Source organism: Streptomyces sp. R28, assembly GCF_041052385.1.
Taxonomy (GTDB): domain Bacteria; phylum Actinomycetota; class Actinomycetes; order Streptomycetales; family Streptomycetaceae; genus Streptomyces.
On the sequence record NZ_CP163439.1, the window covers coordinates 4,266,187 to 4,278,009 of the forward strand.

10 protein-coding genes and 1 pseudogene are annotated in these 11,823 nt (G+C 71.1%); 7 read left to right on the forward strand and 4 right to left on the reverse strand.

All coding sequences use genetic code 11. The annotated features are described in order from the left end of the window. Nucleotides 1-66: 66 nt before the first annotated feature. From AB5J49_RS18795 to AB5J49_RS18805, 3 genes and pseudogenes are all read left to right on the forward strand, one after another. Nucleotides 67-363, forward strand: a pseudogene (locus tag AB5J49_RS18795) (ADP-ribosylglycohydrolase family protein); the annotation flags it as partial. A 354-nt stretch (nucleotides 364-717) separates the two neighbouring features. After that, the gene (locus AB5J49_RS18800; protein ID WP_369169781.1) at nucleotides 718-1,929 is read left to right on the forward strand and encodes a hypothetical protein; all 1,212 of its coding nucleotides are present in this window, start codon (nucleotides 718-720) and stop codon (nucleotides 1,927-1,929) included. Beyond that, a complete protein-coding gene (locus tag AB5J49_RS18805) occupies nucleotides 1,926-2,588 on the forward strand; it encodes a hypothetical protein (protein ID WP_369169782.1) in 663 nt (220 codons plus the stop codon). Before AB5J49_RS18800 ends, AB5J49_RS18805 begins: the two co-directional genes overlap by 4 nt. 38 nt (nucleotides 2,589-2,626) lie before the next feature. On the opposite strand, the gene AB5J49_RS18810 is transcribed toward AB5J49_RS18805, so the two are convergent. The 3 genes from AB5J49_RS18810 to AB5J49_RS18820 form a co-directional block, all read right to left on the reverse strand. Beyond that, complete coding sequence (locus tag AB5J49_RS18810) at nucleotides 2,627-3,271, reverse strand: response regulator (protein WP_369169783.1); 645 nt, start codon at nucleotides 3,269-3,271, stop codon at nucleotides 2,627-2,629. 96 nt (nucleotides 3,272-3,367) lie between these two features. Then, nucleotides 3,368-4,006 carry a TetR/AcrR family transcriptional regulator gene (locus AB5J49_RS18815; protein WP_369169784.1) on the reverse strand — a complete coding sequence of 213 codons (639 nt, stop codon included), beginning with the start codon at nucleotides 4,004-4,006 and terminating at the stop codon, nucleotides 3,368-3,370. A gap of 33 nt (nucleotides 4,007-4,039) precedes the next feature. After that, entirely contained in the window at nucleotides 4,040-4,180 is a 141-nt protein-coding gene (locus AB5J49_RS18820) for a hypothetical protein (RefSeq protein ID WP_369169785.1), read from the reverse strand. Between the two features lie 203 nt (nucleotides 4,181-4,383). Here AB5J49_RS18820 and AB5J49_RS18825 point away from each other — a divergent pair, with 203 nt between their 5' ends. The 4 genes from AB5J49_RS18825 to AB5J49_RS18840 all read left to right on the forward strand — a co-directional run bounded on the left by AB5J49_RS18825 (nucleotide 4,384) and on the right by AB5J49_RS18840 (nucleotide 10,216). Continuing rightward, nucleotides 4,384-5,304, forward strand: coding sequence for an ABC transporter permease (locus tag AB5J49_RS18825; protein WP_369169786.1), 921 nt, complete (start codon nucleotides 4,384-4,386; stop codon nucleotides 5,302-5,304). Then, the gene (locus tag AB5J49_RS18830; RefSeq protein WP_369169787.1) at nucleotides 5,297-6,145 is read left to right on the forward strand and encodes an ABC transporter ATP-binding protein; all 849 of its coding nucleotides are present in this window, start codon (nucleotides 5,297-5,299) and stop codon (nucleotides 6,143-6,145) included. Before AB5J49_RS18825 ends, AB5J49_RS18830 begins: the two co-directional genes overlap by 8 nt. A 148-nt stretch (nucleotides 6,146-6,293) precedes the next feature. After that, nucleotides 6,294-8,513, forward strand: a complete 2,220-nt coding sequence (locus AB5J49_RS18835) for a CDP-glycerol glycerophosphotransferase family protein (protein WP_369169788.1) — start codon at nucleotides 6,294-6,296, stop codon at nucleotides 8,511-8,513. Beyond that, nucleotides 8,510-10,216, forward strand: a complete 1,707-nt coding sequence (locus AB5J49_RS18840) for a glycosyltransferase family 2 protein (RefSeq protein ID WP_369169789.1) — start codon at nucleotides 8,510-8,512, stop codon at nucleotides 10,214-10,216. The genes AB5J49_RS18835 and AB5J49_RS18840 overlap by 4 nt, the downstream gene beginning before the upstream one ends. A gap of 47 nt (nucleotides 10,217-10,263) precedes the next feature. Here AB5J49_RS18840 and AB5J49_RS18845 read toward each other — a convergent pair whose 3' ends face one another. Next, nucleotides 10,264-11,742, reverse strand: a complete 1,479-nt coding sequence (locus AB5J49_RS18845) for a hypothetical protein (RefSeq protein ID WP_369175186.1) — start codon at nucleotides 11,740-11,742, stop codon at nucleotides 10,264-10,266. Between the last annotated feature and the right edge of the window lie 81 nt (nucleotides 11,743-11,823).

The following is an 11,823-nucleotide window of genomic DNA, read 5'->3' on the forward strand; positions in this document are numbered from 1 at the left end:
GTCCACTTGGCTTGAACCCACCTCCGAAGAAGTCGAATCGACCGATACCCGCGGAGCGCAACCGCCTGGCACCCCGACCAGGCAACAGAGTTCAACGGCGCCGTCTGGCCCTGCCTCGGCTCCGCCGTCCGGGCCCTGCGCACCGCCTCCTCCTACGAGGACGCCCTACGCGCCGCCATCGACCTCGGCGACGACACGGACACCGTCGCGGCCGTGACCGGCGGGCCGGCCGGGGCGGTGTACGGCATCGACGCCGTGCCGGAACGGTGGTCGGCGGCGCTGCGCGTGCCGTTGCCGGGGTTCGGAGAGCGGGTGTTGCGGGTGGAGGAGTTGGCCGAGCTCGCGCTGCGACTGAGCGACTGAGCGACTGAGCGACTGAGCGACTGAGCGACTGAGCGGCTGAGTCGCGCACCGTGACCGGATCGCACTCGACCAGGCCGGCCGCGGGCGCCAGGGTCAGGCCCCGGCCGTGGGGATTTTCGGCGTCGCCACCACTCCCGCCAACGCCCCTACCTGCACAGAGAGCTGAACTCACCGAGGCTGCTCGGACGACAAATCCCGCACCGAGGTTCCGGAATGTGAGGTTCCGCTCAGCCGAAGAGCAGGGGCGAAATTCAGCCATAAGGGCCTGATAAGTTCGCGGCGACCACTTGGCGGGGGGCTCGCGTTCCCGCCTTTCTGTGCACTCACTCTGCACGCGTACCAGGGGGAAACCCGATGATCGCGAGGAAACTCGCTGTACTCACGGCGGCGGGCGCCTGCGCTGTCGCCAGTCTCGTCAATGTGCCCGCGTCCCAGGCGGCGACGGGGGACCCGGTGGCCTTCACCGGTTCGGTCGACACGCGGATACCCATGGACCGGGCCTTGTTCACGCTGCGCGCCGACCTTCCCGCCGCCCGGACCGCCGGCCTCGCCGACGGCGATGAAGTCCCGATGCTGAAGCTGCCGACCGCGGGGATCAGCACCAGCGGCAACTCCTTCAGCGTCGCGGTCGACCCGGCCGACGTGCCCGAGAACTACATCGGATCCAACGGCCTGGTGTCGCTGGAGCTGGAGATCTACGACCCGCAGAGCAACCGCTACGCCTGGACGACCCAGTCCGTGCGGCTCGTCGGCGCACCGGCCACGCGGTCCGCAGGCGCGGCGGGCCGGAGCTGGGCGGACCCGCTCGCCTCCGGACGGGCCGCGGTCGGCGCCCGCTCCGCCACGAGCCGGCCGCCCAAGGTCAAGGTCCACCTGGGCAGGGCACCCAAGGGTGCGAAGAACGCCTTCGTGTCCCGCGCCGACACCTGCCGCACCACGAAGATCGGCCAGAACGACGCCTGGGCCACCATCGGCGAGGGCTACCCGGCCGCCCCCGGTTACGGCACGAAGCGCGGCACGGTGTGGATGACTCACAGCAACGGCTCCGAGATCACCTACGGCGCGGCGGTCACCACGGACGGCCAGAAGTGGTCCGCCGAGGGCAGCGCCTCGGTGGCCAACACTCAGGGCTTCGACTTCCAGTGGGCCCCCGACGACTTCATGTCCATCTCGTACCGGACCGAGGTGCGCTACTACAAGTACAAGTACGACTGCGGCGGCGTGATCGTCAACCGCAAGGTGAAGGCCGCGCTGGAGACCGGCGGCGTCAAGACCATCCACACGGACGGGCTCCCGCCGCACTGGCTGTCCCGCGCCAAGTGCACCTTCAACATGCCTGCGGGTACGTGGACGAAGACCACCGGCAAGGCGTACGCCAACTCCGGCGGCGTCAAGATCAGTTCGGTGATCGGCATCGAGCTGAGTACGGCCCGCACCTACACCAAGGGCTCCAGCCTCAGCTACAAGATGGACGCCGGGCACGACTCCCTGTGCGGCGACACCGACAAGCCGAACCCCGCGTCCAAGGTGCAGCAGTACTACAACCGCATCGAAGAGGAACTGTGATCCGCAGCAGGGCCACGCTGATCCTGGTCGCGACCGGGGCAGCGGTCGCGGTGGCGGTGGCCGTGGCCCTGCTGCTCGGCGGGCCTTTCGGCGATGAGCGGGTGGAACACGCCGACGGGAAGGGCCCGCTCAGCTCCCAGAGCTCCTCGGGCACCACGTCGGTGTACGCGCCCAAGAACGTTCCGTGGACGGCGACGTTCGGCAGTTTCCTGCTGTGCTCCGCCGACGGGGATCCCCTCACCATCGACGGCGTCCGGTACCGCGCGCCGGTCAAGCCGACGTCGGTCGCCCTGAAGCTGAGGACCGTGACCCCTCGGATGTGGAAGGACACCGTCGACGCGGGCTGGATCGGCGCCGCCGTGGGGCAGCCTCCGCACTTCCAGAACCGGGAGGCACCCGGCCACTACGAGAACGTCCGGGCCGGGGCACGCATCACCCAGAGGTGCGCCGACCAGAAGAAGGACGGAGCAGGCTTCACCGAGCTGCTGTTCGTCCTGGGCGTGGGCAGGCAGGGCGGATACATCGACGCGGCGTGGGTCGACTATCACGCGGGCGGAAAGCCCTACACGCTCCGCCTGGAATGGAAGATGGTCGCCTGCGGAAGCCGCATCCCCCACACGGTGGACGGCACCGTCGTGTGCGACGGCCGGCAGAGCTGACGGTCACTCAAGTACGTCTGCGTCCGGGGCGAGGCCGCTCAGGAGTTGTTCAGATACGTCAGCACGGCCAGCACCCTCCGATGCCCACTGTCACTCTGCGGCAGCCCCAGCTTGAGGAAGACGTTGCCGATGTGCTTGTGGACCGCGCGTTCCGTCACGACGAGGGTCTTGGCGATGGTCGCGTTGTCGTGGCCCTCGGCCATCAGCGCGAGCACCTCGCGCTCGCGCGGGGTGAGCGAGTCGAGCGGGGAGTCGCGGCGGCGGGTCAGCAGTTCGGTGACGACCTCGGGGTCGAGGGCGGTGCCGCCGGCCGCGACCCGTTCCAGCGCGTCGAGGAACTCGTCGACCCGGCCGACGCGGTCCTTCAGCAGGTAGCCGAGGCCGCTCGCGCCACCGGCGAGCAGCTCGGCGGCGTACGACTCCTCGACGTACTGGGAGAGCACCAGGACCGGCAGGCCGGGGATCTGCTTGCGGGCGGCGAGTGCGGCGCGCAGGCCCTCGTCGCGGAAGTCGGGCGGCATCCGTACGTCGAGCACGGCGGCGTCGGGGCGGTGCTCCAGCAGCGCGGGCAGGATCTCGGGGCCGGTACCCGCGACGGCCGCGACCTCGTGCCCGGCCGACGTCAGCAGGAGGACCAGGCCCTCGCGCAGCAGGGCGTTGTCCTCGGCGATCACGACTCTCACGGCAGTTCCGCCTCTGCTCCGGTCACCGCGTCGTACGCGGCGACGCCAGATGGATCACCGTTGGCGGCCGGTGCCCCGCAGCCTACCCACCCCTGCTCACAGGGCCTTGAGGGCATGTGCGGTGGCCCGGGCCAGGGCGTCCAGGTACCCCTTGGGCAGCTTGGGGCTGCGGATCACCACCGAGCGCCAGTACAGGGGGCCCGAGATCAGGTCCAGTGCCAGGTCCTCGTCGATGCCCGGACGCACCTCGCCGCGCTTCTCCGCGGCCATCACAATCCCGCTGGCGACGCTCGCCTGCCCGTCCCGCAACGCCTTTTGCAGGGCCTCGGCGATCTCGGGGTTGCGGGCCGCCTCGGCCTGCAGGTCAGGGAGGATCTGCGAGGCCAAGGGGTGACGCAGGGCACGTGCGGTCACTCCGTACAGCAGCCGTAGGTCACCCTCCAGGGAGCCGGCGTCGGGCACGGGCAGTCCCATGACCGCGACCGCCGACACCACGTCCAGCACCAGGTGCAGCTTGGAACGCCAGCGCCGGTACACCGCGGTCTTGCCGACGCCCGCGCGGCGCGCGATGCCCTCTATCGACATCCGCGCGTAGCCGACAGCCGCCAGCTCCTCGAAGACGGCCGCCCGGATGGCCTCCGTCACGTCCTCCCGGAGTACGGCCGCGCCGGCGGGGGTCCGGCGGCGCGGACGCGGCTGGGGCTGGTCGGCGTTCGTCGTCATGCGGGCAAGCATAGAGCGTTGCGACGATACGGTGCCGTCCCTACGTCAACCGGCGCCACCACCGACGTCACGACGAAAGTCCCGTCCCCACGCACGCCCGCCCGTCCGCCCGCCCGCCGCCACCGACGTCACCGACGTCACCGACGTCACCGACGTCACCGACGTCACCGACGTCACCGACGTCACGACGAGACAGTCCCGTCCCCACGCCCCACGCCCCCACACCCGCCGACTGTCACCTACGTCACGACGAAACGGTTGCGTCCCGACGCCTCCTCGATCTACGCTCACGTTGCGACGATACGGTCCCGTCCCGACGTAAGAAAACGTGAAGTGTCACGTAAGAGAACGTCGTGCACCCCACCCCCCCCCCAACGAAAGCAGCGGATGTGAGCCAGGTCCTCGACACACCGCCCCCGACGACACCCGCCCCGGCCCCGGTCGACCCCGCGGCCCTCGCCGCCCGGCACGGACTCTCGGTCAGCGGTGCCCGCCCCTCCCTGCTCGAGTACATCCGCCAGCTGTGGGCGCGCCGGCACTTCATCACCGCGTTCGCCACCGCCAAGCTCACCGCCCAGTACAGCCAGGCGAAGCTCGGTCAGGTCTGGCAGGTGCTGACGCCGTTGCTGAACGCGGCGGTGTACTACTTCATCTTCGGCAAGCTGATGGGCACCAGCCGGGGCGTGCCGGACTACATCCCGTTCCTGGTGACGGGCGTGTTCGTCTGGACGTTCACGCAGAGCTCGATCATGGCGGGCACCCGCGCGATCTCCGGGAACCTGGGCCTCGTACGGGCACTGCACTTCCCCCGGGCCGCGCTGCCGATCTCCTTCGCGCTTCAGCAGCTCCAGCAACTGCTGTTCTCGATGGCGGCCCTGGTCGTCATCCTGCTCTCCCTCGGCATGCCGATCACCCCCTCCTGGGCGCTGACGATCCCGGCCCTGGTGCTGCAGTCCACCTTCAACGCCGGCGTCGCGATGATCGTGGCCCGGATGGGTGCCAAAACGCCGGACATCGCCCAACTGATGCCGTTCTTGCTGCGCACCTGGATGTACGCGTCGGGCGTGATGTTCAGCATCAGCCACATGATGGCCAAGCACACGCACACGCCGTCCTGGGTGACTTCGGCCCTGCAGGCCAACCCGGGCGCCGTCTACATCGACCTGATGCGCTTCGCCCTCATCGACAGCTTCCACGGCAACCAGCTCCCGCCGCACGTGTGGGCGATCGCGACGGGCTGGGCACTGCTCGCCGGCGTCGGTGGCTTCATCTACTTCTGGAAGGCTGAGGAGACCTACGGCCGTGGCTGACAACACCAGCGAGAACGTCCCCAGCAGCATCAGCGAGAACGTCCCCACCGTCATCGCCGACAGCGTCGACATCGTCTACCGCGTCAACGGCACCGGCGCCGGTCGAGGCTCCGCCACCGCCGCCCTCAACCGCATCCTGCGCCGCAAGCAGAGCGAGAAGGCGGGCGGCGTGCGCAAGGTGCACGCGGTCAAGAAGGTCTCCTTCGTCGCCTACAGGGGCGAGGCCATCGGCCTCATCGGCACCAACGGCTCGGGCAAGTCGACCCTGCTCAAGGCGGTCGCGGGCCTGCTCCCGGTCGAGAACGGCCGTATCTACACCGACGGCCAGCCCTCCCTGCTCGGTGTGAACGCGGCCCTGATGAACGACCTCACCGGCGAGCGCAACGTCCACCTCGGCGGCCTCGCGATGGGCATGTCCCGCGAGCAGGTCAAGGAGCGCTACCAGGAGATCGTCGACTTCTCCGGCATCAACGAGAAGGGCGACTTCATCACCCTCCCCATGCGCACGTACTCCTCCGGCATGGCGGCCCGCCTGCGTTTCTCCATCGCCGCCGCCAAGGACCACGACGTGCTGCTGATCGACGAGGCGCTGGCGACGGGTGACCGTTCCTTCCAGAAGCGTTCCGAGGCCCGAATCCGCGAGCTGCGCAAGCACGCGGGCACGGTGTTCCTGGTCAGCCACAACAACAAGTCGATCCGCGACACCTGTGACCGTGTCCTGTGGCTGGAGCGCGGCGAGCTGCGCATGGACGGGCCGACGGACGAGGTGCTGAAGGAGTACGAGGCCTTCACGGGTGACAAGCCGGCCAAGCCGAAGCCGAAGGCTGCGGTTCCCGCGTGAGGCGTCCCGCGTGCGGCCTCCCCGCGAGGCCTCACGCGCGCGGCCTCCCCCGTGAGGCGCAACTCCGGGCGCCCCTTTCATCCTATTGGTGCCACTATGGCGGACACAGGGTCCCCGGAGTGATGGCGAAGGTGAAGGAGTCCCCGCGATGCCCGAGCTCAGCGTCATCGTCCACGGACCCAACACCCAGGACCGCCTGACCTCACTCATCGCCTCCCTCGCCGCGCACCCCCACCCCGAGGTCGAGGTGATCGTGGCCGCGGTCGGCGCCTGGGCGCACGAGGCGGCCCGGGCGTGCGCCCCCGAGATGCTGGTGCTGCCCCTGCCGGACGGGACGGGGGACGCCGCGGCCCGGTCGGCGGGGGCGTCCCGGGCCTCCGGCCGCTGGCTGCACTTCGTGCACGCCAAGGACGGCCTGCCCGCCGGCGCCCCGCGCATGATCGCCGAGCGCGCCGCGGAACTGCCGGACGAGGTGGACGTCCTCCTCTTCGACCACGTCCGCTCCACCTGGGAGACCTCCGGCCTCCCCTCCGAGGACGGCCCCCGCCTGGCCCGCGCGGGCCGCGCCGCCCACCCCCTCGACGGCATCGCCCGCACCGCGCTCCGCATCACGCCCCTGCTGGGCAACCGCGCGCTGCGCACACCCTTCTGGCAGGCGCACGAACCACAACTCACCACCCTCGACGAGCCGTACGCCGCCTACGCCGCCCTCCTCCTCGCCGACCACATCGCCGCCCTGAACCAAGTGGCGTACGAGCACCACGAGCTGCGCCCCGAGAGCCTCCCCCCGGTCACCCCCGAGGAGCGCTACGCCCTGATCGACCGCTACGAAACGCTCCTCGCCCTCGCCCGGAACCGCCCCACCGCCCGCCCCACCGCCGGCCCCGCCCCCGACGCCGTCCTGTACGACGTCATGGTCCAGGACTGCCTGCGCACCTTCGCCCGCACCGCCATGCCGGACGCGGTGGCCAGGGAGTTCTTCCGCCGAGCCGGCGAAGCGGCCGTGCGGCACCGCCCGCCCGGGCACCGTCCCCCCTCCGGCCCCGAGGCCATCCGCCGCGCCCTGCTCGAAGAGAACGCGTACACCAGGTACCGCGCCTTCCAGACCGCCAACCGCGCCCGCCGCGCCGCGAAGGCGGCCGTACGAACCCGCGGACGCCAGGTCGCCGCCGCCTTCGGCGACCGCCACTACCGCACGTCCCTGTCCCGCCCGGTCAACCCCAACCTGGCCGTCTTCGCGGCGTACTGGAACCGCGGCGTGGCCTGCAACCCGGCGGCGATCGCCGCCAAGCTCACCGAACTCGCCCCGCAGATCCACCCGGTGTGGGTGGTGACGCCGGAGAACGCCCCGCTCCTGCCGCCCCACACGGACCACGTACTCCCCGGCACCCGCCGCTGCCGCGAGGTGCTGGCCACGGCGAAGTACCTGGTCAACAACGTCAACTACCCCAACGCGGTGGTGAAACGCCCGGACGCGGTCCACCTGCAGACCCATCACGGCACCCCGCTCAAGCGCATGGGCGTGGACCAGCTGGAGTTCCCGGCCGCCGCCAAGGGGCTCGACTTCCAGGCGCTGCTCGCCCGTATCGACAAGTGGGACTACAGCGTCTCGGCGAACAGCCACTCCACCCGGATGTGGGAGCGCGCGTACCCCTCCCGCTTCGTCTCCCTCGACTACGGCTATCCGCGCAACGACGTCTTCTACACGGCCACCGCCGCCGACATCCGCGCCGTCCGCGACCGCCTGGGCATCCCCCCGGCCCACCGCGCGATCCTCTACGCCCCGACCCACCGCGACTACGAGGCCGGCTGGACGCCCCGCCTCGACCTCGCCACCCTCGCCGACCAGCTCGGCGAGGAAACGGTCCTGCTGATCCGCGGCCACTACTTCTACGACGGCAGACCGTCCCCGCTGACCGCCCTGCGCCGCACGGGCCGGATCATCGACGTCTCCGCCTACGACCCGGTCGAGGACCTGTGCCTGGCCGCCGACGCGCTGGTCACCGACTACTCGTCCATCATGTTCGACTACGCCAACCTCGACCGCCCGATCGTCGTCTACGCCGACGACTGGGAGACCTACCGCTCCACCCGCGGCGTCTACTTCGACCTGCCGGCCGAGCCACCGGGCCAAGTGGCCCGCACTCAGCACGAACTGGCGGAGATCCTCGCCACCGAGGCATGGCACGACGAGTGCGCGACAAAGGCCCGGGCGGCCTTCCGGCGCCGCTTCTGCGAGTACGACGACGGACGCGCCGCCGAACGGGTCGTACGCCGGGTGTTCCTAGGCGAGAGCGAGGACGCCCTGCCGCCGGTGATCCCGCTGGAGCAACGCACGCCGGCGCCGAGCCCCCGGGAGTCGGTATGAAACCGGACGCCACACCCCAAGGCGCCGCCGTGCCCGACGTCACCGTCCCCGACGTCACCGTGACGGTCATCGTCTACAACGACGCGGCACGCCTGCCCCGTGCCGTGGAGTCGGTGCGCCGCCAGACCCACGCCAACATCGAGATCGTCATCAGCGACGACCACTCGACGGACGAAACTCCGGATGTGGCAAGGGAGTTGGCGTCCCGCGATCCCCGTATCCGCCACCTCCGCCTGCCGGAGAACAGCGGCGGCTGCAGCGCCCCGCGCAACCGCGCCCTGGAGATCGCCCGGGCGCCGTACGTGATGTTCCTGGACAGCGACGACGAACTCCCCGACGACGCCGTGGAGTTGCTGCTCGCCGCCCACCGCGAGCGGGAGATCGACTTCGCGATGGGCGCGGTGGTGCGGGTCCGGGAGGACAGCGGGCGCCGCACCAGGTGGATGCCGCACCTGGTCGCCGAGCGCCGCACGGTGGTCGGCATCGAGTCCGAACCGCGGCTGCTCTTCGAGCACCTGTCGACGAGCAAGATGTACGCCCGCGCGTTCCTGGACCGGCACGACCTGCGGTTCCCCGAGGGCATCCACTACGAGGACCAGCTGTTCACGACGCAGGCGTACTGTCTGGCCAAGGAGTTCACGATCATCCCCGAGCCGGTGTACCGCTGGTACATCGCGCCGTACGCGGCCACGGACGCCGCGTCGATCTCCAACCAGCGCCACCGACTCGACAACGTCCGCGACCGCGTCCAGGTCCAGCGGCTCATCGACGGCTTCCTCACCGAGAACGGGCACGGGGCGCTGCGCGAGGACAAGGACTACAAGTTCCTCAAGCACGACTTCCGGATGTACGCCGGGGACCTGCCGTACCGCGACGAGGAGTGGCTGACCGGCTTCGCGGAGATCATGACCCCCTACCTGGAAACCGTGTCCCCCACGGCCTACGCCCGCCTGCCCCGCACGGAACGCGTGGTCCTCCAGCTGATCCGCGAACACCGTTTTTCCGAGGCCCGGCTGGCGGCGCGGGGACTGGGCCACGGGGTGGCGCCGAGGCAGGTGACACCGGACGCCGAAGGCCGCACGTACTGGGGGAACAGCCTCCCCACCACGGACTGGGCCCGCCGCGAACTGGACATCGCCGACCTGGAGCTGGACACCCGCCCGTTCCGCAGCGCCCAGTTCCGGCACGAGATCACGGAGCTCACGCGCGGCCCCGGCGCCTCGGTCGACCTCACGATCCGGACCTACGACCCGGGTCTGCGCCTCCCGGTGGGCCCGCACCGCGCGAGCCTCCTCGTCCGACCCGGCCGACGCCGCCTCAAGGTCCCCTTCCGCCTCTCCCCCGTCCGCCCCGGCATCTTCGAAGGCCACGTCCACCTGGACCTGTCGTCGGCCCCGGTCCCCCACCACGGCTTCGCCGGCGTCCGCCATCCCCTCCTGCGCATCGAGCACCAGGGCCTGGCCCACACGGCCGTACTCCTGGCGCCCCTGTCCTTCCCGCCCCTGACGGCCCGCATCGACTACCACGCCGGTACGGCCCCGCACCGGGTCACGATCGAACCGGAGGGCCGCGGTCCGGGCCGCCTGCAGGTGCGGTGGCAGCCGGTGGGCGTCACGGCGAGGGTGGTGCGGCCGGTGGTACGGCGCGTGGCGCGCCCGAGGGTGCGCAGAGCGGCCCGCCTGCTGAGGAGCGCGCTGCGGTAGGACTCGCGTCGACGGTCACCTCTCGCACGAGCCCGGCGAAGGGATCCTCACGGCACCACCTCGTACAGCACCTGCCCACCCGGCCCCCGAGCCACCACCCGCAGCCCCGGCTCCCCCGCCCCGCCCGCCGCCGCCCGATCCACCACCCACCGCACCCGGTACGCCTGCGCGATCCCCCGTCGCACGCCCCCCGGCGTCCCCACCGCGAAGTACCGCCGCACGGCAGCCTCCCGCCGCGCCTCGTCCGGCAGGAAGAAGTCGGGATACCCGGGCGCCACGGTGTACGCCCCGTACGCCGGAATCTGCCGCGCCGGAAGAGTCCGCGCCATGACCACGTCCCCGTACTTCACCCAGGGCGTGACCCAGTGGTATCCCGCCCACGGCGCCCGGTACTTGGCTGCGACCACCCCGGGCAGCGCAGCGCGCGGAACGACGTACCCAAGGGTCCCGACCTGCGTCCACGCCCCCACGACCAGCGCCCCGGCCAGCATCCCCACCCACACGCCACGCCGAGTCCGCCACTCGAACGCCCCCAACGCGGCAGCGATCTGCGCGGGAATCAGCACCGCGGGCAGCGCCCGCCCCCACGAGTAGTGCCCGCTCACCCCACCCAGCGCCACGACCATCGCCCCCAGCGCGAAGAACAGCACCAACGCATCGCGCCGGTCCCGCCGCCACCGCGCCACCAGCGCCGCCACCCCGAGCAGCACCAGCCAGTACCGGCCCACCAGGTCCCGGTACAACCCCCGATGCACCGCCTCCAGATCGGCGCCCGCCCCGAACAGTGCGAAGAAGTCGTAGTACGGCCACACCCACAGCACCACCACCCCGACCGCCGCCCCGCCCGCCAGCCGCAGCCACACCTCGCGGCCGGGCCGTGCGGCGACCACCGTGGCCAGCGCACCCAGGCAGGCCACGACCCCCGAGAACTGATGGCAGAGCAGGATCACCGCCCACAGCACCCCGAGCCCGATCCACGTCCCCGCACCACCCGCCGGACCCGAGCGCACCGCCCCCGCCAGCCAGGCCCAGAAATGAAAGGCCAGCCCGAGCGCGAACACACTCGGATACGACACCGTCAACGCCAGCGAGTTCAGCCCGAGAAACCCGCTCCACATGAACAGCGAGGTCCCCCACAGCAACACCAGGCACAGCGCGGCCAGCGCGGGCGCGGCCCGATGCGCGCTCAGTGTGCGCACGTAGCGCCACAGGCCCGTGATCAAGAGCGCCAGCCCGGCCAGCGCACCGATCCGCAGCACGACGAAGACCGAAAGCCCCGTCACCCGCGCGAGGCACCCGAGCACCAGCATCCACGGCGAGTAGTACGGACTCGGCGTGTCCGCGTCGACCAGCGGATTGCCGGGATCGACCAGGCTGTGCCGCAGGCGTTCGACGGTCGCCGCGTGCATACCGAGGTCACCGGCCCAGGGGAGCCGGACGATCACGAGGAGCAGCAGAACCAGGACCAGCGCGGCAGCGGCCTGCGGAGCGACCGTCGTTCTCCGCCTCCGCGGCGCGGCGCGCATCGTGCTCACGCCAGCACTGTAATTCCCGATTTGCCCCGAATGCGGGAGCGCCCCGGGCCGTCACAGCCCGGGGCGCCCTGA

What these genes read in the sequence shown, in the direction of transcription:
- AB5J49_RS18835 (WP_369169788.1), top strand. Translation starts at nt 6,294, where the DNA reads ATGCCCGAGCTCAGCGTCATCGTCCACGGACCCAACACCCAGGACCGC.
- AB5J49_RS18845 (WP_369175186.1), bottom strand. Translation starts at nt 11,742, where the DNA reads ATGCGCGCCGCGCCGCGGAGGCGGAGAACGACGGTCGCTCCGCAGGCC.
- AB5J49_RS18800 (WP_369169781.1), top strand. Translation starts at nt 718, where the DNA reads ATGATCGCGAGGAAACTCGCTGTACTCACGGCGGCGGGCGCCTGCGCT.
- AB5J49_RS18815 (WP_369169784.1), bottom strand. Translation starts at nt 4,006, where the DNA reads ATGCTTGCCCGCATGACGACGAACGCCGACCAGCCCCAGCCGCGTCCG.
- AB5J49_RS18840 (WP_369169789.1), top strand. Translation starts at nt 8,510, where the DNA reads ATGAAACCGGACGCCACACCCCAAGGCGCCGCCGTGCCCGACGTCACC.